Source organism: Streptomyces sp. NPDC048521 (assembly GCF_043199855.1).
Lineage (GTDB): Bacteria > Actinomycetota > Actinomycetes > Streptomycetales > Streptomycetaceae > Streptomyces.
Genome location: NZ_JBICWR010000005.1, coordinates 366,767 through 392,860 on the forward strand (window position 1 = coordinate 366,767; position 26,094 = coordinate 392,860).

The following is a 26,094-nucleotide window of genomic DNA, read 5'->3' on the forward strand; positions in this document are numbered from 1 at the left end:
TTCACGACCCCGGAGACATGGGAGGCTCTGTTCATTGCGAGCCTGAAGTCGAGGAGAGTGAATCCTTGCGGTCCGACGCCAACATCGCGGGACCGATGACCGATCCGGTCCCCGGTCCCCGTACCGAGTCGATGGGAGCGGATGTTTCACGTGAAACACCGCCCCCGATGGACGACACTCCCATCGGTCGTGCTGCCCAACTGGCGATGGAGGCTCTCGGCCGCGCTGGCGAGGGCCTGCCGCGACCGGAGCAGACCCGGGTCATCGTGGTCGCCAACCAGAAGGGTGGCGTGGGCAAGACGACGACGACCGTCAACCTTGCCGCTTCGCTGGCTCTGCACGGTGGCCGCGTCCTGGTGATCGACCTCGACCCGCAGGGCAACGCATCCACGGCCCTGGGGATCGACCACCACGCCGACGTTCCTTCCATCTACGACGTGTTGGTGGAGAGCAAGCCTCTCGCCGAGGTTGTCCAGCCAGTACCCGATGTCGAAGGCCTCTTCTGTGCGCCCGCCACCATCGATCTCGCCGGTGCGGAGATCGAGTTGGTGTCACTCGTGGCCCGGGAGAGCCGACTGCAGCGGGCGATCCAGGCCTACGAGCAGCCGTTGGACTACATCCTCATCGACTGCCCGCCCTCGCTCGGCCTGCTGACGGTCAACGCACTGGTCGCGGGGCAGGAGGTCCTCATCCCGATCCAGTGCGAGTACTACGCCCTCGAGGGCCTGGGACAGCTGCTGCGCAACGTGGACCTGGTACGGGGACACCTCAACCCCACGCTGCATGTGTCGACCATCCTGCTCACCATGTACGACGGCCGGACCCGTCTTGCCTCGCAGGTCGCGGAAGAGGTGCGCACCCACTTCGGCGACGAGGTGCTGCGGACGAGCATTCCCCGCTCGGTCCGTATCTCCGAGGCGCCGAGCTACGGGCAGACGGTGCTGACTTACGATCCTGGATCGAGCGGCGCCCTCTCCTACCTTGAGGCCGCCCGAGAAATCGCGCTGAGGGGTATCGGTATCAGCTATGACGCGAGCCAGGCCCATATCGGCGCCCAGAACGACCCGAGCATGGTGGAGGGGATCCAGTGAGTGAGCGACGGAGGGGGCTGGGCCGTGGACTTGGCGCACTGATCCCCGCTGCCCCGACCGAGAAGACGTCGGCCCCGGCTGCGATGGGGGGCGGAGCGTCGCCCTCCCCCGCGGCCGTGCCGATGCTGACGACCGACCGCGGTGTGGCTGCGGCAAAGGTGGCCACCTTGCCGCCTGTCGCACAGGAAACCGAGGAGCCGCCGGCGAGCCCGGTCGTGGAGACACCCGCCTCTCCGATGGGTGCCCACTTCGCCGAGATCCCGCTTGACGCCATCACGCCGAACCCGCGTCAGCCGCGCGAGGTCTTCGACGAGGACGCTCTCCAGGAACTGGTGACCTCCATCAAGGAGGTCGGTCTCCTGCAGCCCGTGGTGGTACGGCAGCTGGGACCCGCCCGCTATGAGCTGATCATGGGCGAGCGGCGCTGGAGGGCCTGCCGCGAGGCCGGCCTGGAGGCCATCCCGGCCATCGTCCGGGCCACGGAGGACGAGAAGCTCCTTTTGGACGCGCTGCTGGAGAACCTGCACCGCGCGCAGCTGAACCCGATCGAAGAGGCTGCCGCCTACGATCAGCTGCTGAAGGACTTCAACTGCACACATGACCAGTTGGCCGACCGGATCGGGCGTTCCCGCCCGCAGGTCTCCAACACTCTGCGTCTGCTCAAGCTCTCGCCGACCGTCCAGAAGCGGGTGGCCGCCGGTGTGCTGTCGGCCGGCCATGCCCGGGCACTGCTGTCCGTCGAGGACTCGGAGGAGCAGGACCGGCTGGCGCACCGCATCGTGGCCGAGGGGCTGTCGGTGCGGTCCGTGGAAGAGATCGTCACGCTGATGGGCTCACGGCCTCAGAGGGCCTCGCGCTCCAAGGGCCCACGGGCCGGGTCCGTGCCCTCCCCGGCGCTGAGCGAGCTGGCTACCCGGCTCTCGGACCGCTTCGAGACGCGGGTGAAGGTCGAGCTGGGCCAGAAGAAGGGCAAGATCACCGTCGAGTTCGCGTCCCCCGACGACCTTGAGCGGATCCTCGGCACACTCGCCCCCGGCGAGCGGCTGGCCCTCCAGAAGGCCGCGAAGGAGGACGAGTCCGAGGAGACGGACGACTGATCCTCAGGCGGCTGTGCCGTTCAGTTGTGCAGAGAAGCGGGCCGTGTCCGGTGTGCACCGGAACACGGTCCGCTCTTTGCTTTGAGGCGGTATCGAGTGAATCGCATCGTGGATACGATGCGAACAGGTATGGCGCACCACCGGACAGCATCTGCATCTCTGAGTGGGGAGTCGGGGGCGATGCGATCGATGAGCCGCACCGGACTGGTGGGCGCGGGCCTGAGCCTTGGCGCGGTCGGCGGTTTCGTCGGCAGCCTGCTCAGGGAACGCAGCGCTCTGACAGCCGCGCGCGATGCGGCCGGCGAAGGAAGCGAGGAACATGGGGCGTCGGCTCGTGCCGCTCACGCTGGACAACCTTCAGGATCTCCCCCAGCGGTGCCGTTCGTGTGTCTTCTGGGAGCTGGACCCCGTCAGCGGTGAAGCGGCGGTGAAGGCCGGCACGTCCGCGCTGGAGAAGGAGTCCTGGATCTCCGCCGTCCTGCTGGACTGGGGGTCGTGCGGCCGTGTGGCGTACGTCGATGATGTTCCGGTGGGTTACGTGCTCTACGCACCGCCGGCCTATGTCCCGCGCTCGACGGCCTTTCCCACGAGCCCGGTCTCACCAGACGCCGTACAGCTGATGACGGCCTTCATCATGCCCGGCTACCAGGGGCAGGGGCTGGGCCGGGTGCTCGTACAGACGGTCGCCAAGGATCTGCTGCGCCGGGGTTTCAAGGCGATCGAGGCCTTCGGAGACGCCCGCTGGAAGGAACCGGCCTGCCTGCTGCCCGCCGACCATCTTCTGGCCGTGGGCTTCAAAACGGTCCGACAGCATCCGACGTATCCCCGGCTGCGGTTGGAGCTGCGGTCGACGCTCTCCTGGAAGGAAGACGTGGAGATGGCGCTCGACCGTCTCCTGGGAGCAGTTCACAAGGAGCCGGCGCTGAGGCCGCTGTAAGGGCCGACGGGGCCGGAGGCTGCCGAGAGTGATAAGCGAATGGGCCAACCCAGAGGGGTTGGCCCATTCGTGTTTCACGTGAAACATCCGCCGCCGACAGGCGACGGCACCGCTTGGCTCTCCGCCTTACTCGGCGATGAACTCTTCCAGGTCGCGGACGATCGCGGCCTTGGGCTTGGCGCCAACGATGGTCTTGGCGACCTCACCGGCCTGGTAGACGTTCAGGGTCGGGATGGACATGACGCCGTACTTGGCAGCCGTGCCCGGGTTCTCGTCGATGTTGAGCTTGACGATCTCGATCTTGTCGCCGTACTCGGCCGCGATCGCCTCCAGGGACGGGGCGATCTGGCGGCACGGGCCGCACCAGGCGGCCCAGAAGTCCACCAGGACGGGCTTGTCGCTCTTGAGGACGTCCTGCTCGAAGGTATCGTCGGTCACATTCTTCAGGGTGCCGGCCACGGCGGGCTCCTTGTCTCGGTCGTGTGGTGGGGCGGGGGAGGGAAAGATCAGACGGCGGCGGTCTTCTCGGGCTCCGCCTTCTCCTCGTCCGCAAGAGCGGCGAGGAAGCGCTCGGCGTCCAGCGCGGCGGAGCAGCCGGTACCGGCCGCGGTGATCGCCTGGCGGTAGGTGTGGTCGACCACGTCACCGGCGGCGAAGACACCCGTCACGTTGGTGCGGGTGGACGGGGAGTCGACCTTCAGGTAGCCCTCCTCGTCCAGGTCCAGCTGCCCCTTGAACAGCTCCGTGCGCGGGTCGTGGCCGATCGCGATGAACAGGCCGGTCACGGGCAGATCGGACAGCTCACCGGTCTTGACGTTGCGGAGCTTCAGGCCGGAGAGCTTCTGCTCGCCCTGGACCTCGGCGACCTCGCTGTCCCAGACAAACTTGATCTTCGGGTCGCCGAAGGCGCGCTCCTGCATCGCCTTGGAGGCACGCAGCGTGTCCCGGCGGTGGACGATCGTCACGGACTTGGCGAACCGCGAAAGGAAAGTGGCCTCCTCCATCGCGGTGTCGCCGCCGCCGATCACGGCGATGTCCTGGTCCTTGAAGAAGAAGCCGTCGCAGGTCGCACACCACGAGACACCGCGGCCGGAGAGCGCGTCCTCGTTCGGCAGGCCCAGCTTGCGGTGCTGGGAGCCGGTGGTGACGATGACGGCCTTCGCCCGGTGGACCGTGCCCGCGGTGTCGGTGACGGTCTTGATCTCACCGCTCAGGTCGACGGAAACGACATCGTCCGGAACCAGCTCCGCGCCGAACCGCTCGGCCTGGGCGCGCATGTTGTCCATGAGCTCGGGGCCCATGATGCCGTCGCGGAAGCCCGGGAAGTTCTCCACCTCGGTGGTGTTCATCAGCGCACCACCCGCGGTGACGGCACCCTCGAACACCAGGGGCTTCAGCGACGCGCGCGCGGTGTACAGCGCGGCCGTGTAGCCTGCGGGCCCGGAGCCGATGATGATCACGTTACGGACATCGCTCACGGCTTGATTCCTCGTCTCTGGTCTGCGTCAGTCGACCGGTGGGAGCGCCTTTCGGGACTCTCACCCCACCCAACGGATCCTACGGGGCTTGCATTCCCGAAGTGTCCGGGCACACGCATGGCCGCGTGCGGCTGACAGAACCTCGCAGACTCAGGGCCGGGAGTAGGACCGCTTCAGAAGAACCGTGCCGGTGGAGGCGGGCTGCTGATGGACGCAGGCAGCGTCGATGACATAGGCCGTGACACGCGTGCTGTCTTTGGTATCCGGCACGACGACCAGGTACGCGGCCTTACCGTCGTAGGTTCCCGTCTTGGCGCCCAGGACGGAGTCGCTCCGTCGGAGCGCATGCCGGACGCAGTCAGGGACCGCGGCGTCGGTCTGGATCAGGGTCTTCGGGCTTTCGGTCGTGCCCGGAGTGTTCTGCCCGCTCCCGACGTCCCCTCGAGGCGACTGGCTGTCGGTGCCCCGTCGCGTGTCCTTCTTGGTGGCGAGGAGGTCCTTCACCTGGCTTTGGACACTGTTGCCCGAGAAGGGCCCAGCGGAAGGGGTCTGCTGCCCGTGAGCAGTGGTGTCGCCGGAGTGGTCACCGAACGACTGCAGGACCAGGGACCCCGCCCCCAGAACGGCTGCGGTGAGGACGGCACCCAGGACCACATGCCGTCGGCGCCGACCGCGGTCGCGCCCCTTGCGTCCTGGACCGGTCGCTGCTGACGGACGCCCGGCGGGCCGATCAGAGGGGGTCGTTGTTTCACGTGAAACACGCCCCTCGTCGTCTTCGCGGGTGGCCTCGGCCGAGCCGATAATGTGCGCGTCCATGCGCGGCGCGGAGGCGCTGAGTAGCGCCTCGGCAGCGAGAGCGGCATCGATACGCCCGGCCACGTCGGCCGGCATGCGCTCCACCTCCGGTACGGATCCCAGCAGTTCCTGGATCTCTTCCAGCGAGGCATGGACGTCCGCGCACAGCTCGCACGCCTCCAGATGGCGCCGTATGTGCGCGCTGCGGTCCGGAGGGAGCAGGCCTTCGGTGAGGTCGGAGATCTCCGCGACGTCCGGGTGCCCGGCCGTGTCTGTCGTGGAAGTCACGCTCGCCCACCTCCGCCCTTCACTACGGCTGCATCGCTCGGTCCCGGGTCCTCGGGACTTTCACCCGGAGACTCCGTTGCCGGTGGGACGGATGTCCCCGTCGCCCGGTTCCGTCCCATGCCGGATTCTTTTTCGGCTCCGGCACCCTCGGGCCGTAGGTGGGTGAGCAGGGGCAGCAGCCTGGCTCTGCCCCGGGCGCAGCGACTCTTCACCGTTCCCGTCGGCACGTCGAGGATCCGAGCGGCCTCTGCCACGGGGTAGCCCTGCATGTCCACGAGCACCAGAGCGGCCCGCTGTTCGTGCGGGAGGGTGCCGAGCGCTTCGAGGAGCTGGCGGTGGACATCGTTCCGTTCGGCCGGCGCCGACGCCGACTCGTGCGGCTCCAGCAGCTGCTCCAGCCGCTCGGTGTCGTCGACCGGCGCGGTCTTCCGCGAGGCCGCCTTGCGGGCCCGGTCCAGGCAGGCGTTCACCGTGATGCGGTGCAGCCATGTCGTGACGGCCGACTGCCCTCGAAAGGTGTGAGCGGCCCGGTAGGCCGACACCAGCGCGTCCTGGACCGCGTCAGCGGCCTCCTCGCGGTCCCCCAGCGTCCGCAGGGCGACCGCCCAGAGCCGATCCCGATGCCGCCGCACGATCTCACCGAAGGCCTCGGGGTCACCTCCCACATGGCGGGCGAGCAGATCACGGTCGCCCACTCCGTCGTATCCGGCGCCCTCCGCCATCTGCCCCCTCCGGTCCGGGTGAGACGTCAGCCCGCGAACTTCACTTCGCTGATGGCCTGCTTGTAGCCGGCACCGGCGTACAGGGTGGAGTCGTAACCCGACTTCGGCACGGCTGTCAGCCAGACGAGGACGTACTGCGTCTTGACCGACTTGGTGGGCTTCACGGTAGCGGTGGTGCTCGCCGTCGTGACGCTGCCGATCCGATTCATCGAGTCCAGCGACACGGGCGACAGCGAGTCGGCCGCATACAGCTCGACCGTCGTGTGGTCGCCGGGATAGCGAAGTCCGATGGTGGCCGTACTGATCTGCTTCGCCGAGCCCAGGTCGTAGAGGATGCCGACACCCGGCTTCAGGGGCGCGATCGAGGGACCTTCATTGAAGCTCTTCGTCCGCCAGTATGTGTTCGTGTCCCCGTCGTACGTCTTGGCCACGTCGTTGGGGTGCTGGGCGTCCCCCTCGGCCACGAACTCCCGGCTGTCCTGGATCTTTATCTGTGCCGTCTTCGGCTTCGCGGTGTTCTTGTCGCCGTCGTCCGTCGGCTGGCTCTTGTTGGTGTCGTCGGAGTTGTTGCCCTGGTCCATCAGCGCGTCCGCCAGCTGCCAGCTGCCGAGGCCGAGGGCGGCGATGAGGAGGGCCGACACCGCCCACTTCAGGGCCTTGCCGGTGCGGCTCTGCAGCGGAGGCGGCGGAGGCGCGATGGGCTGGGAGGCGCCGGGGTGCGGCGCCGGACGGCCGTAGGTGCCCTGCTGGTAGGTCGTGCGCTGGTACTCCGGGGGGGCCGTGAACGCCGGCTCCGGCGGGCGGATGCGCGGCATCTCGCCGATCGCCTTCACCAGCTCCTCCGGCGTGGTGCACGCGGCCTCGTGGCGGGACGCGGTGGCCCCGTCGTTGACCAGTGCGCGCATGGCCAGTTCGGACAGGCCGCGGTGGACGCCCGCCCGTACCTGGTCCGGTGCGATGAGCCCGATGTCCTTGGGGAGGCCGGACAGGCCGTACGCGTCGCTCTCGTACGGCCAGCGCTGGGTCAGTGCCGCGTAGAGCAAGGCGCCGATCGCCTCGGTGTCGGCGCGCTGCGGGGTGTCGGAGCTGATGCCACGCAGCGCGGCGTTCACGGCGAGGCCGCGGATGCGCCACTGGCCCGTGGACGTGCGCAGGACGGCGTTCGGGTTCAGCCGCAGATGGGCGAGGCCCTCGCGATGCGCGGCGGCCATGGCGGAGGCGACCTGAGTGACCATCTGGTAGGCGTCGTGCGGCTCCAGCGGGCCGGCCGCGAGGAGCGCGGTCAGCTCGGTGGCGTCGGGCAGCCACTCGTGCACGACGTAGACGAGGTCGTTCTCCTCGACGGCGTCGAGAACCTGGACGAAGCGGGGATCGCCGAGCAGTGCGGAGGAACGAGCGGCAGCCAGGACGGAACGGGCCCGCGCGTGGTCCGCTGGCAGGATGTGGACGCCGACAGCACGACGGAGTTTCTCGTCGACCGCACGCCAACTGCTGAATCCGTCCAGACGGGTGACGCACTCCTCCAGCCGGTAGCGTCTGGCGAGCTTGTGACCGCTGTGCAGTTCGGGCGGGGCGGCCTTCCGCCCGGGACCCTCGATTCCGTCGCTCCCCTGCGCTTCTTCGCTGTCCGTGTCCCGCTCCGGGTTCTTGGCCACCCCGTCGGCCGTGGACTGGTCCGCCTTGGCGGTCAGCGGCTGATCACCGCTGTTGTCTGCCACGTCGACGGCAGCCGTGCTCCGTTCCGCCACCGTCGTCCCTGCCTCCCCATCCGTTGCACGCTGTCCGACGCCGAAACCAATTGTGCCCACAGTCGGCCGCTATGCACGACACACAGCAGCGGACGATGGTTGTGCGCCTACCCCCGCCTCAGCGCCCCAGACGCCCGCGGACCATTCCCACGAGCGAGTTGAGCTCATCGATCCGCATACGGCGGGCGGCGACGAAGAAGACGCCGAGCAGGACGGCCCCACCCGCGAGCAACGCGGCGAAGGAGCCGACCACTCCCTGGCCGAGGGCGTGCCCGATGCCGTAGCAGGCCACGCCGCTGAGCAGGGCCGCCGGCACCGAGGCGATGCCCAGCCGCGCGTACGTGCGCAGCACCCGCGTCCCGTCCAGGTCGCCGCCGAGCCGCTTGCGCAACCGCCGCCAGGCGACGCCGACACCGATGGCGTAGGCGAGGCCGTACGCGGCGGCCATGCCGGCAACCGCCCAGCGGGGCGGCAGCAGGAAGTAGCAGAGCACGGAGGCACCCGCGTTGACCGCGGCCACGATGACGGTGTTGTAGAACGGCGTGCGGGTGTCCTCGTAGGCGTAGAAGGCGCGCAGGACGACGTACTGCACCGAGTACGGGATCAGGCCGAGGCCGAAGGCCATCAGCATGAAGCCCATGTTGGTCGCCGCGCCGGTGCCGGCGGAGCCGAAGATCAGCGTGCACATCGGGATGCCGAGCGCGAGGAAGCCGAAGGCGATGGGCACGATGGCGACCGCGGTGGTGCGCAGGCCCTGCGAGATGTCGTCGCGGACGGCACCGGTGTCGTCCTCGGCGGCCGAACGCGAGATGCGCGGCAGCAGGGCGGCCATGAGGGACACCGTGATGATGGCCTGCGGCAGGCCCCAGATCAGCTGGGCGTTCGCGTAGGCCGCGAAGCCGGTGCCCTTGACGCCGGAGTCCTTGCCGGCGGCGGTGGACAGCTGGGTGACCACCATGGCGCCCGCCTGGTTGGCGAGGACGAACAGGACCGTCCACTTGGCGAGCATCGCGGCCTTGCCCAGGCCGTGGCCCTTCCAGTCGAACCGCAGCCGGATCCGGAAGCCGGTCTCGCGCAAGTAGGGGATCATCGCCAGCGCCTGGACGACCAGGCCGAGCAGCACACCGACACCCAGCAGCCGTTGCCCCTCCGGCGGGATGTTGGTGACGTCCATGTGGGAGTTGGCGGCGGTGCCGTAGACCCAGATGAACATGCCGAGCGTCACGATGATGACGATGTTGTTCAGGACCGGGGTCCACATCATCGCGCCGAACTTCCCGCGTGCGTTGAGGATCTGACCCATCACCACGTGGATGCCCATGAAGAAGATCGAGGGCAGGAAGTAACGGGTGAAGGTGACCGCGACCTCGTTCGCCGCCTGGTTGGTGGCCACGGGGTTGGACAGCAGCCGCACCAGGAGAGGCGCCGCGAACATCGCGAGGCCGGTGAGCGCGGCCAGCGCCACCATGACCAGGGTCAGCAGACGGTTGGCGAAGGCCTCGCCGCCGTCCTCGTCCTCCTTCATGGACCGCACCAGTTGCGGTACGAAGACGGAGTTGAGACCGCCGCCGACGGTGAGGATGTAGATCATCGTCGGCAGCTGGTAGGCCACCTGGAAGGAGTCGGCGAGGAAGCCGAGGCCCAACGCCGCGGCGATCAGCGCCGAGCGGATGAAGCCGGTGAGGCGGGAGACCATCGTGCCCGCCGCCATGACGGCACTGGACTTGAGCAGCCCGGCAGCCTTTCCGCCCTTCTTCGCGGGAGCGGCGGGAGCCGCGGCTGCCATGGGCTCCGCGGAGCGAGGTGCACCGGCCGGGTCCGGGGTCGCGGCCGGTGCGGGGACCGGGGGCTGCAGCGGGTTGCCGGCGGCGTGGGGAGCGGCCGCGTACGAGGCCTCGCCGTAGGCGTGCCCCTGCTGCGGGGCCTGACCGTACGACGGCGGGTACGGTGCCGCGCCTGCCTGCCCGTAGCCCGGCGCGGTGGTCGTTCCCGGGAAGCCCTGGGGGTCCATGGGCGCGTGCCCGCCGCTCTGCTGCTGGTCCTTGAAGAGATGCGCGAAGGCGTCCGGCTCGTGGTACTCCTCGCCTGAGTGCGTCACCAGGTCGTCGACGCCCACGAACTGCGTCGTGCGCGGGTCGTCACCGTACGGCAGGTACTGGGTCGCGGCCTCCGGCTCCGGCGCCGGGGTCTGTGCCCACACGCGCGGGTCCGGGGCGTAGGGCGACTGGGCGGGCGGGGCGTAGAGCGGCTGCTGCTGGTCATAGGTACCCGGGGGTGGCGGTGGGTGCGCGGCGCGGTCGTAGAGCGCCTCGGCGACCGGGTCCTGGGCCGTCAGGTCCTGCGCCCGGTAGGGGTCCTGCTCGTAGGCATCCTGGAGATACATGTCCGCCGCGTGCTGCGGCGGCACCTGGCCGGGCTCGGGCGGCGTCTCGGGGTAGCCCGAGCCGGCCGCGCCCTGGCCGCGTTCACCGTCGTACGGCGCGTTCATGCTTACCCCACCTCATCGTCCCCGGCCCACCGGCCACGACATCGCTCAACGGTCCACTCTCTCACCCGTCCCCGACGGGTCGGCGCTTTCCGGTGCGGTGTCCGGTGCAGGGTCACTCGGCTGCTCCGGGTCGTCTGCCCCGGAGTGGGAGTCGGACTCTTCCTGGAGACGGTCTCCGGGCGCCTCCGGGTTCCCGGACTCGTCGGTGCCCTCCGCCTCCGTGCCGGGGCCGTCCTCCTCGGCCCGGCGGGCGGCCGTGCGCTTGCGCTGGGTGTACATCCGGAAGCCGGCCAGCACGAGGAGGAGCACCCCGCCGCCGATGACCAGCATCACCGTGGGCGTGACCTCGGTGACCTTCACGTCGAAGCTGACGGGCGAGCCGTACTCCTGGCCGTCCTCGGTGTACAGCTGGGCGATGACCGTGACCCGGCCGTTGGCGTTGGCCGAGGTGGTGAACTTCACGGACTGGCTGTGCCCGCCGGAGACCTCCACGGGCTGCTCCGCGTAGGGCTTCCCGTGGATCTTCAGACGGGTCGGCATGGTCGAGGTGAGACGCAGGACCAGATGGCCGACGGGCTGGACCAGGTTGTTCTGGACCGTCACCGGGATGGTGGCGCTGCGGCCGGAGAGCTTGGTCTCCGACTTGTCGATCAGCTTCACCTGGTCGGCCAGGTCATCGAGCCATGCCTCCACGCCGCTCCGGTAGCTGCCCGCCTCCCCGTTCCGGCCGCGCCACGAGGTGGACATCTCACGGTTTATGGCCCGCCCGAACGGGGTGACCACGCGCGACTGCTTGGAGAGGATCACCTGGAAGTTGTCGAGCTTGTCCTGGGTGCGCGCGATCTGCTCGAAGGCCGACCTCGGCAGCTCCTGCCGGCGCAGCGAGGAGGGGTATGCGTACGTCGACGGGACGCGCGTGGTGGCGCGAGGGTCAGGACTGGCCTTGGCGGCCGCGGTGAGGTTCTGGGACTGGGTCCAGGCACCGGCCTGGAGCACCTTCAGCGCCGCCGCCATCGCCTGTGCCTGGCTTGCCGTGGGCATGCGCTGGGGGGCGACGACGATGCTGCGCTGCTCGTCGGTCTGAGCGTTCACCTCGAGGCTCTGGGCCAGGAACTGCTGCACGGCGAGCGTGGCCGAACCCGCCTTCGTCAGATCCCCCTCGAAGGCGGTGGACAGCCGGGCATCGGAGACCACCGCGGTGGTGCCTCCGCCGACCGGGCGGGCGGCGGAGGGCGTGTACGACAGGCCGGCGGTCTCCTGGAGGCTGTCACTGCGGGCGATCACCCGGTCGGCTCCGGCGGAGGTCGCGACCTTCATGATCGACGGGTCCACCGCCCCCTCCACCGGCCAGGCGAAGTCGGTGCTCGGTGTGACGTGGAGCACGGTCTTGACGGTGATGGCGGCGACGTCGGTGGCGTCCTTGAGATGGCTGAGCGAACCGGTGACGCGGGTGCCGTTGTGCGCCAGGGAGGCCAGGTCCGGGTCGCCGAAGGGCAGTGCGACCACCTCCTTGCCCGTCACTGCCTTCTGCAGGTTCGCAAGCCACTGCTTGGCGATCGCCTGGTTCTCCCGGGATCCGGGCGTGGTGGTGTCGCCGTCACCCGTGAGCCGGTAGTTGCCCACCGCCATCGCGTCCACCGAGGCCAGCAGGTCCGGGTCGATCACCCAGGTGATGTCGAGGTCCTTGCCCAGATCGACCATCTGCGCCAGCCGGCCGCCCGGCGCCAGCTCCTTGGCCAGGTCGTCGTCGAGGAACACCGGCGCCTGCTGCTCGCCGGCACCCGTCTTGGCCGTCATGTGGATCCGGGAGAGCAGCGGCCACAGGAACGTCGTTTTCGTCCTGGTGTCGGCCTCGGAGGGCTGCCACGGAAGGAACGTGCGCTGGATGCCGAGCACCCGCTCCCAGGGCCGGGCGGAGGTCTGGCCGGACAGGGAAACCCCGAACTCGTAGACGCCGTCCTCGCCGAGGTCGAGCTTGTCCACGGGGACCGCAATGCTGAAGTGCTCGGCGACGCCCGGGGACAGCTTGGCGAACTTCTGCACGTACTTGCCGCCGACCTCGGAGCCGGTTCCGGTCTGCAGGTCGTCGGGGTGGCTGGCGATGGCGTCGATGGCCGAGCGCGTGTTCAGCAGCGGCCCCACCCGTAGGCCCACGTGGGCGCCGGTGACGGCCTGCTTGCCGTTGTTGGTCACCGTGCCGGAGACGGTCAGCGTGTCACCGTCGCTCGGGGCGTTGGGGCTGAGCGAGTCCAGGGAGACGGACACCGCGTCCGAGGAGGCGGCCTGAGCGGGGCCGGCGGCGGGCAGCTGGAGCAGCCCGGCCAGCAGAGGCGCGCCGGCGAGCAGCGCGCCGGTGCGCCGCAGCCACCGGCGGGCAGGTGAGGCACTGGTCCCCTGGAAGTCAGCCGCCTCGGCCACGCGCTCGCCCGTCCCTCGTCGTCAGTGGTCGTCGGAATGTGCGTCCACGCATGGTAACGATGCGCGCCGAGGGTAAGTGCCGCGGTCTCCTTCACAAGATCGAAGGGGAACGGTGAGCCGTCCTCTATATCCAGTATCGAACGGAGAGAGGTGTACGCCGTAAGAGCAGTGCTTGCGCGGGTATGCAGGGAGCTGTCCGCGGCCCTTGACCGGGCGCCCGGGGTGGCGCGGGGCACGTACCCTTTTCTGTTGTGCCGAACCCCAACGAAGACACTCCCTCTGCCCTGAGCCAGGCGCAGCAGCGCGCGGTCACCGAGCTGCTGCGGGTGGCCCCGGTCGCCGACGATCTCGCCCGCCGATTCCAGGACGCCGGGTTCTCCCTCGCCCTGGTCGGCGGATCGGTCCGCGACGCGTTGCTCGGCCGGCTCGGCAACGACTTGGACTTCACCACCGACGCCCGCCCCGAGGACGTACTGAAGATCGTCCGACCATGGGCGGACGCCGTCTGGGAGGTGGGGATCGCCTTCGGCACCGTCGGTGCCCACAAGGGTGGCTACCAGATCGAGATCACCACCTACCGGTCGGAGGCCTACGACCGCACCTCCCGCAAGCCCGAGGTCTCGTACGGTGACTCCATCGAGGAGGACCTGGTCCGCCGCGACTTCACGGTCAACGCGATGGCCGTGGCGCTGCCGGAGAAGGAGTTCATCGACCCTCACGGTGGCCTGGAGGACCTTGCGGCGCGTGTGCTGCGCACGCCGGGCACGCCCGAGGAGTCGTTCTCGGACGACCCCCTGCGGATGATGCGGGCCGCACGGTTCGCCGCCCAGCTGGACTTCGAGGTCGCACCCGAGGTCGTCACCGCCATGACGGACATGGCCGGGCGCATCGAGATCGTGTCCGCTGAGCGGGTCCGGGACGAACTGAACAAACTGATCGTCTCCGCGCACCCGCGCAAGGGGCTGACTCTGCTCGTCACGACCGGGCTCGCCGATCACGTAGTGCCCGAGCTGCCGGCGCTGCGTCTGGAGAGTGACGAGCACCACCGGCACAAGGACGTCTACGAGCACACGCTGATCGTCCTGGAGCAGGCCATCGAGCTGGAGGAGGACGGTCCGGACCTCACGCTCCGGCTGGCCGCCCTGCTGCACGACATCGGCAAGCCGCGCACGCGCCGCTTCGAGAAGGACGGCCGGGTCTCGTTCCACCACCATGAGGTGGTCGGCGCCAAGATGACCAAGAAGCGCATGACCGCCTTGAAGTACTCCAACGAGCTGGTGAAGGACGTCTCACGGCTCGTCGAGCTTCACCTGCGCTTCCACGGCTACGGCACCGGGGAGTGGACGGACTCGGCGGTTCGGCGTTACGTCCGTGACGCGGGCCCGCTCCTGGACCGTCTGCACAAGCTGACCCGTTCCGACTGCACCACGCGCAACAAGCGGAAGGCGGCCGCACTGTCCCGGGCCTACGACGGTCTGGAGGAGCGCATCGCCCAGCTTCAGGAGCAGGAGGAGCTGGACTCGATCCGCCCGGACCTCGACGGCAACCAGATCATGGAGGTCCTGGGCGTCGGTCCCGGCCCGGTCGTCGGCAAGGCGTACAAGCACATGCTGGAGCTGCGCCTGGAGAACGGGCCCATGGGGCACGATGCTGCGGTCGCGGCTCTCAAGGAATGGTGGGCGGGGCAGAACTGAAGCGAGCCGGGTGCGGGCGATGTTTCACGTGAAACACCTGCCCGCACCGACAGCACCGAGGGGCGATGTTTCACGTGAAACATCGCCCCTCGGTTGTCGCCGGCTCACCGTCGCTCGAAGCGAGCCAGGCATGCGGCGACACCGCCGTAGATCAGGGCGACCAGTACGACCAGTACCACCGAGCGGCCGTCCGGTGGTAGCACCAGGGCCGCCACTCCTGCTGCGCCGACGAATGCCACGTTGAAGAGGACGTCGTACACGGAGAAGATCCGGCCGCGGAAGCCGTCCTCGACAGCGGCCTGCACGATCGTGTCCGTGGCGATCTTGGCGCCCTGCGTGACCAGTCCCAGAAGGAAGGCGGCGACGAGAAGCGGCCCGGTCGCGAAGGGGAGGCCCAGGGCCGGTTCCAGCACCGCGGCCGTGCCGGAGCACACCACGATCCAGCGGCCCGGTCCGAGCCGCCCCGCGGCCCACGGGGTCATCACGGCCGCCGCGAAGAATCCGGCACCCGACAGTGCCAGCGCCGTTCCCAGCAGCCGGAGTCCCTCCTCGGTGCTGCTGGAGAGGGCGTAGCGGCACAGCATGAGCAGCAGGACGAGGAGCGCGCCGTAGCAGAAGCGCATCAACGTCATCGCGGTCAGCGCCCAGACCGCTTCCCTGCGGCTCGGCGCGGCCAGGTGACGGACAGCCGCGAGCAGAGCGCGTGCGGTGTCGGTGAGCGCGGTACCCAGATGCGGCCGTGCCGGCTGTCGATCGGGGCCGAGAAGCCCAAGAGCCATGCTCAGAGATGCCAGGCCCGCACACAGGTACAGGAAGGCGCCCAGCAGTACCACCGCGGCGTCGGAGCCCGATGCCACGAGCCGTACGACGAAGGCGAGACCGCCGCCGGCGGTCGCGGCGAGGGTTCCTGCTGTCGGGGACAGGGAATTGGCCAGCACCAGGCGTTCGGTGTCGGTCACTCGGGGCAGGGCGGCGGACAGACCGGCGAGGACGAAGCGGTTGACGGCCGTGACGCACAGTGCGGAGACGTAGAAGAGCCAGTCCGGGACATGGCTGATCATGAGGACGGCGGTGGCCGCGGCCAGTAGAGCGCGCAACAGATTGCCGTAGAGAAAGACCTGACGGCGACGCCAGCGATCCAGCAGGACGCCCGCGAACGGCCCGACCAGCGAGTAGGGGAGCAGCAGGACCGCCATCGCCGAGGCGATCGCGGCGGCCGAGGTCTGCTTCTCCGGGGAGAAGACGACGTACGCGGCGAGCGCGACCTGGTAGACGCCGTCGGCGCCCTGGGACAGGAGGCGGACGTACAGCAGCAGCCGGAAGTTCCGCAGGCGCAGCAGGACGCGCAGGTCACGGACGACGGGCATGGATCACACCCTCACACATGCGGAGGGTCCCCGGGTCGGGAAACCCGGGGACCCTCACAGCCCTGGCAGGAGCGTTCTCGTGCGAGCGACGGCTCTCCGCGTCTTAGCGCTCGACCTCGCCGCGAATGAACTTCTCGACGTTCTCGCGGGCCTCGTCGTCGAAGTACTGGACCGGCGGGGACTTCATGAAGTAGGAGGACGCCGACAGGATCGGGCCGCCGATGCCACGGTCCTTGGCGATCTTCGCGGCGCGCAGGGCGTCGATGATGACACCCGCGGAGTTCGGGGAGTCCCAGACCTCGAGCTTGTACTCCAGGTTCAGCGGGACGTCACCGAAGGCGCGGCCCTCGAGGCGGACGTAGGCCCACTTGCGGTCGTCCAGCCAGGCCACGTAGTCGGACGGACCGATGTGGACGTTCTTCTCGCCGAGGTCCCGGTCGGGGATCTGGGAGGTGACGGCCTGCGTCTTGGAGATCTTCTTGGACTCCAGGCGCTCGCGCTCGAGCATGTTCTTGAAGTCCATGTTGCCGCCGACGTTCAGCTGCATCGTGCGGTCGAGGATGACACCGCGGTCCTCGAACAGCTTCGCCATGACGCGGTGCGTGATGGTGGCGCCGACCTGGGACTTGATGTCGTCACCGACGATCGGCACACCGGCCTCGACGAACTTGTCCGCCCACTCCTTGGTGCCGGCGATGAAGACCGGGAGGGCGTTGACGAAGGCGACCTTGGCGTCGATGGCGGCCTGGGCGTAGAACTTCGCGGCGTCCTCGGAGCCCACGGGGAGGTAGCAGACCAGGACGTCGACCTGCTTGTCCTTCAGGATCTGGACGATGTCGACCGGCTCGGCGTCGGACTCCTCGATGGTGGCGCGGTAGTACTTGCCGAGGCCGTCGAGGGTGTGGCCGCGCTGGACGGTGACACCGGTGCTGGGCACGTCGCAGATCTTGATGGTGTTGTTCTCGGAGGCGCCGATCGCGTCCGCGAGGTCGAGGCCGACCTTCTTGGCGTCGACGTCGAACGCGGCGACGAACTCGATATCGCGCACGTGGTAGTCACCGAACTGCACGTGCATCAGGCCGGGGACCTTGGACGCCGGGTCGGCGTCCTTGTAGTACTCGACTCCCTGAACCAGCGACGCCGCGCAGTTGCCCACGCCGACGATGGCTACGCGCACCGAACCCATTCCGGTTGCTCCCTGTGTGTACGAGTGAGGCCCTGAGTGGGACTCACGTGGCGGTGTCGTCGGGCGTATCCGTACCGGAGGTCTCTCCGGTACGGGGCAGGCCGCCCGTCGATCCAGATGTGGTGTCTTGATGAGCGGACCCCCCGGACACGGAACCTCTCAGGTCCCGCCCGGCCCGCTCGCTCTCGATGAGCTCGTTCAGCCAGCGCACTTCGCGCTCCACGGACTCCATCCCGTGGCGCTGGAGCTCGAGTGTGTAGTCGTCGAGACGCTCCCGGGTGCGCGCCAGGGAGGCGCGCATCTTCTCCAGGCGCTCCTCCAGGCGGCTGCGCCGGCCCTCCAGGACCCGCATGCGCACGTCGCGCGACGTCTGCCCGAAGAAGGCGAACCGTGCGGCGAAGTGCTCGTCCTCGTACGCGTCGGGACCGGTCTGCGAGAGCAGCTCCTCGAAGTGCTCCTTACCGTCCGCCGTCAACCGGTAGACGATCTTGGCGCGGCGCCCCGCGAGGGGAGCGGCAAGGGCGTCCTCATGGGTGCTGCCCGGCTCCTCGATCAACCAGCCGTTGGCGACCAGCGTCTTGAGGCAGGGGTACAGGGTTCCGTAGCTGAAGGCACGGAACACACCCAGTGATGTATTGAGTCGTTTGCGTAGTTCGTAGCCGTGCATCGGGGACTCACGGAGCAGGCCGAGCACGGCGAACTCGAGGATGCCGGAGCGCCGGCTCATCGTCGCCTCCCCTCGTCCCGCAGGTCGCTCCCGCAGGGCTCGCAGTGCTTCTCAGCGTCTTTATCTCGCGCTGATGTATCGACTCGATACATCAGCACGATAGAACGGCCTTCCGCGAGCGACAAGGGGGACGGCGGTGAACGGGATCACATCACCGATTCGTAGGAGGCAACTTGCCTGTTTTGGGGTGAACTTCGGGGCTCGGCGGGTTTTGGTGGTGCGTAGTCTGTGCGGCATGCACACCACCGGGAACCAAGTGGCGCCTGGGGAGCGTCATCGCCCCCGGTGCAGTACGGGTGAATGCAGAACCGACCACATCCGTACTTCGGGGGGACCGGAAACCAGCCGCCGTTCCAGGCGCGCACGGGTGCGCCTGCCCGAGGAGTAATCGTTCGATGAGCGAGCACCGTCGCAAACCGCCGCAGCCGCAGGGAGGCGGACGTGCCGCGGCCCGACGCGGCCAGTCCGGCTCGTCCTCCGGCCGCCGTGCGGCACCGCGAGGCGCCACCGGGTCTCCTGCCGATTCCTATGAGTCCAGTTCCTATGGATCGGACTCCTACGGCTCGGGAGGTGAAGAGCGCCCCTACGGTGGCCGGGCCGAGGCCCGCCGGGCGGCACAGAGAGGCGGCCGACGCAGAACGGCCGACAACGCGGGCCGGGGCGGCCCGAGCGGTCCCGGACGCGGCCGCACTGCGGCCGCACCTGCCAAGAAGCGGTTCATCGACTACCCCCGGGCCGGCAAGTACGGCTGGCACCGCTGGGTGCCTTCCTGGAAGCTCGTCTCCGGGCTGTGCATCGGCTTCCTCGGCAGCATGGTCGCGATGGTCGGCATCGGCTTCGCGATGGTGCAGGTCCCCAACGAGAACATCGCGGCCAAGTCCCAGAACAACGTCTACTACTGGGCCGATCACACCCAGATGGTGGCCACGGGCACTGGCGTCAACCGGCAGAACGTCAACATCGATCAGATTCCCGAGGCGATGCGCTGGGCGGTGATCTCCGCCGAGAACAAGTCCTTCTACCAGGACTCGGGTGTCGATCCCATGGGTATCGCGCGTGCGATGCTCAACATGGCGCGGGGTGGTCAGACGCAGGGTGGCTCGACGATCACCCAGCAGTACGTGAAGAACACGTACCTGAGTCAGGACCAGACCGTGACCCGCAAGTTCAAGGAGATGTTCATCTCCATAAAGGTGGGCACGAAGCTCGACAAGAACACGATTCTGCAGGGCTACCTGAACACCTCGTACTTCGGCCGGGGCGCGTACGGCATCCAGGCGGCGGCGCAGACCTACTACGGCAAGAACGCGGTCGACCTCAAGCCGAGCGAGTGCGCCGTCCTCGCTGCCCTGCTCAAGGGCCCGACGTACTACGACCCCGCCGGCAACACGGACCTCGACAAGTCGGCGACCCCGGAGGCCAACACCGAGCGTTCCAAGGAGCGCTGGCGCTGGATCCTCGGCGAGATGCACAAGGACAAGCACCTCTCCGACGCGGAGTACCAGAAAGCCGTCGTGAAGTACCCCATGCCGGACGGCCGCAAGGCGACCAAGGGCATGACCGGCCAGATCAGCTACCTGGCCGACACGGCGAAGAAGTATGTCCTCGCCCACTCCGACATCACGGAGGCGCAGTTCGACCGGGGCGGCTACCAGATCTACACGACGTTCCAGAAGGACAAGGTCAACGCCCTGGCCAAGGCCGTGAAGAACGTCCAGAAGGCACGCCTCGACCCGAAGAATCGCCCGAAGTACGACAAATACGTCCAGTTCGGAGCGGCCTCGGTGGTGCCCAACGACGGCGCGATCGTCGCCCTCTACGGCGGTGACGGATATGAGAACGGGCACTTCACCAACAACGCCGACACCTCCGGTGTCCCCGTCGGTTCGACGTGGAAGCCGTTCGTGCTGGCCGCCGCCATGGAGTACGGGACGTACAAGTCGGACGGCGAGGGCGTGTCGCCGCTGAGCAAGTACAACGGCAACGACCACCTCAAGGTCTACAAGCCGGATGGGTCGTTCTACCTCAACAAGGACAACTCGCCCTTCTATCAGAAGAACGAGAGTCCGCACCCCTGGGGCTACATCACCCTGCGCAAGGCGATGGAGCAGTCCATCAACACGCCGTTCGTGCAGCTCGGTGTCGACGTCGGGATGACGCACGTCCGGGACGTGGCAAGGTCGGCCGGCATCCTGCAGCAGAGCATGTCGCAGGACCTCAACCCGTCCTTCGCCATCGGTACGTCCACCCCCAGCGCGATTCGGATGGCGGACGCCTACGCCACGTTCGCCGCGTCCGGCAAGCAGGCGGAGCCGTACTCGGTGACGGCCGTCAAGGTCAATGGCGGCGAAGCGCCCAGCTTCACCAAGCCCAAGCGGGCCGCCAAGGACGCGATCGACCCGAACGTCGCCAACAACGTCACGGATGTCCTGCAGAACGTCATCCAGAACGGTACGGCTAAGAACGCCAAGGCCCTCGGCCGTACGGCGGCGGGCAAGACGGGTACCACCGACAAGAACAAGTCGGCCTGGTTCGTCGGATACACCCAGCAGCTGTCGACGTCCGTGGCGATGTTCCGCGAGAACCCCAAGGACCACGAGCTGCTCTCCATGAACGGCACGGCGAACACGGACTCCATTCACGGTGGTGACATCCCGACCCTGGTGTGGACCGATTACATGAAGGCCGCCCTCAAGGGGAAGTCCGACCCCGGTTTCCCGAAGGCCACCGAGATCGGCAAGGTCCAGGACGAGGCGGGTGCTCCCTCCCCGACTCCGTCCGTCACCGTCACGCCGAGCCCGACTCCCAGCGACACACCCACCCCGACGCCCAGTGCGTCGGCCACCACCCCGACGCCGACGCCGACGCCGAGCGAGACGTGCCAGTTCGGCTGGGGCAACAACTGCAACGGCAATGGCGGCACGGATACGGGCGGTACCGGCGGAGGCACCTCTCCGACGCCGACCGCCACGGAATCGACCGGAACCGGCAACACCCGAGGCAATGGAAACGGGGGCATTTTCGCAGGCCAGACCGGCTAGGCGCCGGATCTGACCGGTTGGCGGCCATATGGTCCGCCGCGGGTGTTTCACGTGAAACACGGGGCCGCCGCACCGACGAGGTGCGGCGGCCCTCGGCGTATTCCTGGACAGGTACGGCAGGATGTGGCCCATGCCCAGCGCAGAGATGACGCCCGCGAGTGTGCACGAGCCCGAGCCCGTGCGGCCCGCCTTGGCAGAACCGGTGCAGCCGACCAAGGAGGACGAGGTCGCCGCGGCCGGCAGTGAGCTGATCGGTGGTCCCCTCGGGCGGCGCGCCCTGCTCGGGACCTCCTGGTGGACCCCCGTACGGGTCGTCGTACTCGTGGCGATCGGCATGTTCGCCCTAGGCCTGGTCCAGAAGGCACCCTGCTACGACGGTGCCTGGTTCTTCGGCGCGAGCAGCCAGTACACGCACGCCTGCTATTCGGACATTCCGCACCTCTACCAGGGGCGTGGTTTCGCCGACCACCTCGTGCCCTATTTCGACAGGCTCCCCGGCGACATGGACTACCTCGAGTACCCGGTGCTGACCGGAGTGTTCATGGAGGTGGCCTCCTGGCTGACCCCGCACAGTGGCAGCATCCAGCACCAGGAGCAGTGGTACTGGTTCGTCAACGCCGGAATGCTCATGGTGTGCGCGGCCGTCATCGCCGTCTGCGTGGCCCGCACCCACCGCCGGCGCCCCTGGGACGGCCTGCTGGTCGCGCTCGCACCCGCCTTCGCGCTGACCGCGACCATCAACTGGGACCTCTTCGCGGTCGCCCTGACCGCCGCCGCGATGCTCATGTGGTCGCGGGGCCGGGCGCTCGCCTTCGGCATCCTCCTGGGGCTGGCCACGGCCGCCAAGCTCTATCCCGTTTTCCTCCTCGGCCCGCTGCTCCTGCTGTGCTGGCGGGCCGGTAAGTGGCGGGAGTTCTTCCAGGCCGCGGCCGGCTCGGTGGTCGCCTGGCTCGTGGTGAACCTGCCGGTGATGCTCACGCACGACGCGACGGGCTTCCACATCCGCGAGGGCTGGGCGAAGTTCTACACCTTCAGCAAGGAGCGCGGCGTCGACTTCGGCTCCTTCTGGCTGATCTGGGCGCAGAACTCCAGCCACCCACCCACCACCGAGTTCGTGAACACCACGGCCTCGGTGCTGGTGGTGCTGAGCTTCCTCGGCATCGGTGCGCTGACGTTCACCGCCCCGCGCCGGCCGCGCTTCGCTCAGCTGGCCTTCCTGATGGTGGCGGCCTTCATCCTCACCAACAAGGTCTACTCCCCGCAGTACGTCCTGTGGCTGGTGCCGCTGGCGGTCCTCGCCCGGCCCAAGTGGCGGGACTTCCTGATCTGGCAGGCGTGCGAGGTGGCGTACTTCCTGGGCATCTGGATGTACCTCGCCTACACGACCAGCGGAGACGCCCACAAGGGCCTGCCGACGCACGGCTACCACTGGGCGATCGTGCTGCACCTGGTGGGCACCCTGTACCTGTGCGCCGTCGTCGTACGGGACATCCTCATGCCGGACCGCGACGTGGTGCGCCGCTCGGGCGACGACGACCCCTCGGGCGGGGTCCTCGACGGCGCGGAGGACGTCTTCGTGCTCGGCGCGGCGGCCCACCCACCGCGGCACGCCGCCCCCTTCGACGGGCCTCAGGTGGACTGGGGCAGGCCTGAACCCATGTCCTCCGAGGGCCGTTCGCTCTGAGCGAACACCACGGGGCGGGCCATGAAGAAGGCCGTACACGCGCGATGCGTGTACGGCCTTCCCCTGTCCTGTACCGCGCGCTCCCTGTGCCGGCCTAGCGGTCCACGAGCCGGTCGAACTGGGTGGTCGTGTGCCGCAGATGGGCCACGAGCTCGTCACCGACCTTCGGCTCGGGGGCGTCCGACGGGACGAAGAGGATCGACACCTGCATGTGCGGCGGCTCGGCGAACCAGCGCTGCTTGCCGCCCCAGACGAACGGGGAAAGGTTCCGGTTGACCGTGGCGAGGCCGGCCCGTGCGACGCCCTTGGCGCGCGGCATGACGCCGTGCAGGGCCTTCGGGGCCTCCAGGCCCACCCCGTGCGAGGTACCGCCCGCCACGACCACCAGGAAGCCGTCCGAGGCCGCCTTCTGCTGCCGGTAGCCGAACCGGTCGCCCTTGGCCACACGCGTGACGTCCAGGACGGCACCGCGGTACTCGGTCGCCTCGTGGTCCCCCAGCCACAACCGCGTGCCGATGCGGGCGCGGAACCGGGTCTGCGGGAACTGTTGCTGGAGCCGCGCGAGTTCATCGGCCTTGAGGTGGCTGACGAACATCGTGTGCAGCGGCAGCCGGGCCGCGCGCAGCCGGTCCATCCAGCCGATGACCTCCTCGACGGCGTCCGAGCCGTCGGTGCGGTCCAGCGGCAGATGGATGGCGAAGCCCTCCAGGCGGACGTTCTCTATGGCCTGGTGCAGCTGCGGCAGGTCCTGCTCGCTGATGCCGTGCCGCTTCATCGAGGACATCACCTCGATGACGACGCGGGCGCCGACGAGGCCGTACACGCCGTCGATCGACGACACCGAGCGGACGACCCGGTCGGGCAGCGGCACCGGCTCCTCGCCGCGCCGGTACGGCGTCAGCACCAGCAGGTCACCGCCGAAGAAGTCCTTGATGCGCGCGGCCTCGTACGTCGTGCCGACGGCGAGCAGGTCCGCACCGAGCCGCGTGGCCTCCTCCGCCAGCCGTTCGTGCCCGAAGCCGTAGCCGTTGCCCTTGCAGACCGGGACGAGACCCGGGAACTGCTCCTGCACGTGCTTGTGGTGCGCCCGCCAGCGCGCGGTGTCGACGTAGAGCGTGAGCGCCATGGCCGGACCTGGAACCTTTCTCGTGGCTGCGGTGTATCAGAGGTGTGAAAGCAGTGAAGGCTATGGAATCAAACGCCCGCGGCTCAGCGGCGCGACATGTAGATGTCGAGAGCCTTGTGGAGCAGCTTGTTCAGCGGAAAGTCCCACTCGCCGAGGTACTCGGCGGCCTGTCCGCCCGTGCCCACCTTGAACTGGATCAGGCCGAACAGGTGATCCGTCTCGTCCAGCGAGTCGGAGATGCCGCGCAGGTCGTAGACGGTGGCGCCGAGCGCGTAGGCGTCGCGCAGCATCCGCCACTGCATCGCGTTCGAGGGCCGGACCTCACGGCCGATGTTGTCGGAGGCGCCGTAGGAGTACCAGACGTGCCCGCCGACGATCAGCATCGTCGCGGCGGACAGGTTCACGCCGTTGTGGCGGGCGAAGTACAGCCGCATCCGGTTGGGGTCCTCGGTGTTGAGGGCCGTCCACATGCGCTGGAAGTACGACAGCGGGCGGGGCCGGAAGTGGTCGCGCACGGCCGTGATCTCGTACAGCCGCTGCCACTCGGCCAGGTCCTGGTAGCCACCCTGGACGACCTCGACGCCGGCCTTCTCGGCCTTCTTGATGTTGCGGCGCCACAGCTGGTTGAAGTTCTTGTGGACTTCTTCCAGGGAACGATTGGCGAGCGGCACCTGGTAGACATAACGGGGCTGTACGTCACCGAAGCCGGCGCCGCCGTCCTCACCCTGCTGCCAGCCCATCCGGCGCAGCTTGTCGGCCACCTCGAAGGCACGCGGCTCGATGAAGTCGGCCTCCAGGTCGCGCAGGCGCTTGACGTCCTGGTCCTGAATGCCCTTCTTGATGGTCTCGGCGTTCCAGCGCCGGATGATCACCGGCGGACCCATCTTCACGGAGAACGCGCCCTGCTGCTTCAGATGCGCCAGCATCGGCTGGATCCAGTCGTCCAGGTTCGGCGCGAACCAGTTGATGACCGGACCCTCGGGAAGATAGGCGAGGTAGCGCTTGATCTTGGGCAGCTGACGGTAGAGGACCAGGCCCGCGCCGACCATCTCGCCGGTACGGTCGTCGAACCAGCCGAGGTTCTCCGAGCGCCACTCCGCCTTCACATCTGCCCAGGCCGGGACCTGCATGTGACTCGCCGCCGGCAGGCTCTGGATGTAGGCCAGATGCTGCTCGCGACTGATGGTCCTCAGGGTCAGGCTCATTCGGGGCGCTCCTCGGGCTGGTGTGTCCCCATGGGTACAGGGGCTCCGGCTCTCGCGCCGAAGCCTACTGCGCCTTGCGAGCGCCCCGACTGGGCCTACGGGCCTTAGCCGCTGATGATCCCGCCGAACAGTCCGCCGTGCGCCATCCCGATCAGGAAGCCGACTCCCGCCGCACCGAGACCCAGGATCAGACCGAAGCGCTCCCGCGTGGTCACCGAGATCCACTGCCCGTACACGCCGATGCCGAGCGCCACCAGGCCGGCCCAGGATGTCAGCAGATGGAGGCTGTGGAAGAACGACGTGATGAAGGACAGCAGGCCCAGGACCAGTGTCAGCACCGTGAGGGCGTCCTGGAGCGGATGGGGTTTGCCGTCCGTGGCGAAGAGGGATCCGGCTGTATTGGGCTGCAATGCTTGTGCCATAGGGCACCTCCTGCGGAAGGCGGCGCATGGTAGCGCCGTACACACCCGACGTGTACAGATTGGCGGCCCTCAGGGCCGGATTTCAACCGGAAGCGGGTGTGCGGGTAGTCTGTACCCTCTGCACCGGTGTCTGCTCAGGCCTGCCCAGTCGCACTGGGGCCAGACTGCGGGATCCCCAGGGGAACCCCGATTGTCAGTGGCGGCCGATACCGTTGCGTACGCATCACAACCCTCCTGCCACGGAACGACCGTGGCCGCTGAGTCCAAAGGAGGTGGGTTCCACATGCGTCACTACGAGGTGATGGTCATCCTCGACCCCGATCTCGAGGAGCGTGCTGTCTCCCCGCTGATCGAGAACTTCCTGTCCGTCGTCCGTGACGGCGGCGGCAAGGTTGAGAAGGTCGACACCTGGGGCCGTCGTCGTCTCGCCTACGAGATCAAGAAGAAGCCCGAGGGCATCTACTCGGTCATCGACCTGCAGGCCGAGCCTGTGGTCGTCAAGGAGCTCGACCGCCAGATGAACCTGAACGAGTCGGTCCTCCGGACCAAGGTCCTCCGCCCCGAGACCCACTGAGCTTTC

20 protein-coding genes are annotated in these 26,094 nt (G+C 68.4%); 7 read left to right on the forward strand and 13 right to left on the reverse strand.

The features are described from left to right. Positions 1-17 precede the first annotated feature (17 nt). The 3 genes from ACGFRF_RS15305 to ACGFRF_RS15315 all read left to right on the forward strand — a co-directional run bounded on the left by ACGFRF_RS15305 (position 18) and on the right by ACGFRF_RS15315 (position 3,125). On the forward strand, positions 18-1,091 hold the full coding sequence (locus ACGFRF_RS15305) for a ParA family protein (protein WP_393740153.1): 1,074 nt from the start codon (positions 18-20) through the stop codon (positions 1,089-1,091). Then, the gene (locus tag ACGFRF_RS15310; RefSeq protein WP_393739940.1) at positions 1,088-2,188 is read left to right on the forward strand and encodes a ParB/RepB/Spo0J family partition protein; all 1,101 of its coding nucleotides are present in this window, start codon (positions 1,088-1,090) and stop codon (positions 2,186-2,188) included. The genes ACGFRF_RS15305 and ACGFRF_RS15310 overlap by 4 nt, the downstream gene beginning before the upstream one ends. A 319-nt stretch (positions 2,189-2,507) precedes the next feature. After that, the gene (locus ACGFRF_RS15315; protein ID WP_393739942.1) at positions 2,508-3,125 is read left to right on the forward strand and encodes a GNAT family N-acetyltransferase; all 618 of its coding nucleotides are present in this window, start codon (positions 2,508-2,510) and stop codon (positions 3,123-3,125) included. Between the two features lie 126 nt (positions 3,126-3,251). Here the strand turns inward: ACGFRF_RS15315 and trxA are convergent, their stop codons facing one another. The 7 genes from trxA to ACGFRF_RS15350 all read right to left on the reverse strand — a co-directional run bounded on the left by trxA (position 3,252) and on the right by ACGFRF_RS15350 (position 13,062). Further along, positions 3,252-3,584, reverse strand: a complete 333-nt coding sequence (gene trxA, locus ACGFRF_RS15320) for a thioredoxin (RefSeq protein WP_393739944.1) — start codon at positions 3,582-3,584, stop codon at positions 3,252-3,254. Positions 3,585-3,631: 47 nt separating this feature from the next. Beyond that, positions 3,632-4,603, reverse strand: coding sequence for a thioredoxin-disulfide reductase (gene trxB / locus ACGFRF_RS15325; RefSeq protein ID WP_393739946.1), 972 nt, complete (start codon positions 4,601-4,603; stop codon positions 3,632-3,634). 150 nt (positions 4,604-4,753) lie between these two features. Then, positions 4,754-5,686: an anti-sigma factor family protein gene (locus ACGFRF_RS15330; protein ID WP_393739948.1), complete on the reverse strand. Its 933-nt coding sequence runs from the start codon at positions 5,684-5,686 to the stop codon at positions 4,754-4,756. After that, positions 5,683-6,408 (reverse strand): RNA polymerase sigma factor SigM, encoded by a 726-nt coding sequence (sigM, locus tag ACGFRF_RS15335; protein ID WP_393739950.1) that lies wholly within the window; start codon positions 6,406-6,408, stop codon positions 5,683-5,685. The genes ACGFRF_RS15330 and sigM overlap by 4 nt, the downstream gene beginning before the upstream one ends. Positions 6,409-6,434: 26 nt before the next feature. Beyond that, positions 6,435-8,156 (reverse strand): protein kinase family protein, encoded by a 1,722-nt coding sequence (locus ACGFRF_RS15340; protein ID WP_393739951.1) that lies wholly within the window; start codon positions 8,154-8,156, stop codon positions 6,435-6,437. A 118-nt stretch (positions 8,157-8,274) separates the two neighbouring features. Further along, positions 8,275-10,644 carry a murein biosynthesis integral membrane protein MurJ gene (murJ, locus tag ACGFRF_RS15345; protein ID WP_393739953.1) on the reverse strand — a complete coding sequence of 790 codons (2,370 nt, stop codon included), beginning with the start codon at positions 10,642-10,644 and terminating at the stop codon, positions 8,275-8,277. 45 nt (positions 10,645-10,689) lie between these two features. Further along, entirely contained in the window at positions 10,690-13,062 is a 2,373-nt protein-coding gene (locus ACGFRF_RS15350) for a DUF6049 family protein (RefSeq protein ID WP_393739955.1), read from the reverse strand. Between the two features lie 251 nt (positions 13,063-13,313). On the opposite strand from ACGFRF_RS15350, the gene ACGFRF_RS15355 reads away from it, so the two are divergent. Then, positions 13,314-14,756, forward strand: a complete 1,443-nt coding sequence (locus ACGFRF_RS15355) for a CCA tRNA nucleotidyltransferase (RefSeq protein WP_393739957.1) — start codon at positions 13,314-13,316, stop codon at positions 14,754-14,756. 104 nt (positions 14,757-14,860) lie between these two features. Here ACGFRF_RS15355 and ACGFRF_RS15360 read toward each other — a convergent pair whose 3' ends face one another. The 3 genes from ACGFRF_RS15360 to ACGFRF_RS15370 form a co-directional block, all read right to left on the reverse strand. Then, a complete protein-coding gene (locus ACGFRF_RS15360; protein ID WP_393739959.1) occupies positions 14,861-16,123 on the reverse strand; it encodes an MFS transporter in 1,263 nt (420 codons plus the stop codon). A gap of 103 nt (positions 16,124-16,226) precedes the next feature. Then, on the reverse strand, positions 16,227-17,309 hold the full coding sequence (locus ACGFRF_RS15365; RefSeq protein WP_393739961.1) for an inositol-3-phosphate synthase: 1,083 nt from the start codon (positions 17,307-17,309) through the stop codon (positions 16,227-16,229). A gap of 43 nt (positions 17,310-17,352) precedes the next feature. Then, on the reverse strand, positions 17,353-18,036 hold the full coding sequence (locus tag ACGFRF_RS15370; protein WP_393739963.1) for a helix-turn-helix transcriptional regulator: 684 nt from the start codon (positions 18,034-18,036) through the stop codon (positions 17,353-17,355). A gap of 395 nt (positions 18,037-18,431) precedes the next feature. On the opposite strand from ACGFRF_RS15370, the gene ACGFRF_RS15375 reads away from it, so the two are divergent. Together ACGFRF_RS15375 and ACGFRF_RS15380 are read left to right on the forward strand one after the other, a co-directional pair. Beyond that, entirely contained in the window at positions 18,432-21,077 is a 2,646-nt protein-coding gene (locus ACGFRF_RS15375; RefSeq protein ID WP_393739965.1) for a transglycosylase domain-containing protein, read from the forward strand. 130 nt (positions 21,078-21,207) lie between these two features. Continuing rightward, a complete protein-coding gene (locus tag ACGFRF_RS15380) occupies positions 21,208-22,761 on the forward strand; it encodes a glycosyltransferase family 87 protein (RefSeq protein WP_393739967.1) in 1,554 nt (517 codons plus the stop codon). Positions 22,762-22,855: 94 nt separating this feature from the next. Here ACGFRF_RS15380 and ACGFRF_RS15385 read toward each other — a convergent pair whose 3' ends face one another. From ACGFRF_RS15385 to ACGFRF_RS15395, 3 genes are all read right to left on the reverse strand, one after another. Further along, the gene (locus ACGFRF_RS15385; RefSeq protein ID WP_393739969.1) at positions 22,856-23,887 is read right to left on the reverse strand and encodes an alanine racemase; all 1,032 of its coding nucleotides are present in this window, start codon (positions 23,885-23,887) and stop codon (positions 22,856-22,858) included. An 83-nt stretch (positions 23,888-23,970) separates the two neighbouring features. Then, positions 23,971-25,092, reverse strand: coding sequence for a peptidoglycan bridge formation glycyltransferase FemX (gene femX, locus ACGFRF_RS15390; RefSeq protein ID WP_069779853.1), 1,122 nt, complete (start codon positions 25,090-25,092; stop codon positions 23,971-23,973). 104 nt (positions 25,093-25,196) lie between these two features. Beyond that, positions 25,197-25,514 carry a hypothetical protein gene (locus ACGFRF_RS15395; protein ID WP_393739971.1) on the reverse strand — a complete coding sequence of 106 codons (318 nt, stop codon included), beginning with the start codon at positions 25,512-25,514 and terminating at the stop codon, positions 25,197-25,199. Positions 25,515-25,797: 283 nt separating this feature from the next. Between ACGFRF_RS15395 and rpsF the strand changes: the two genes are divergently transcribed. Beyond that, a complete protein-coding gene (gene rpsF, locus ACGFRF_RS15400; RefSeq protein WP_351221260.1) occupies positions 25,798-26,088 on the forward strand; it encodes a 30S ribosomal protein S6 in 291 nt (96 codons plus the stop codon). Positions 26,089-26,094 lie beyond the last annotated feature (6 nt).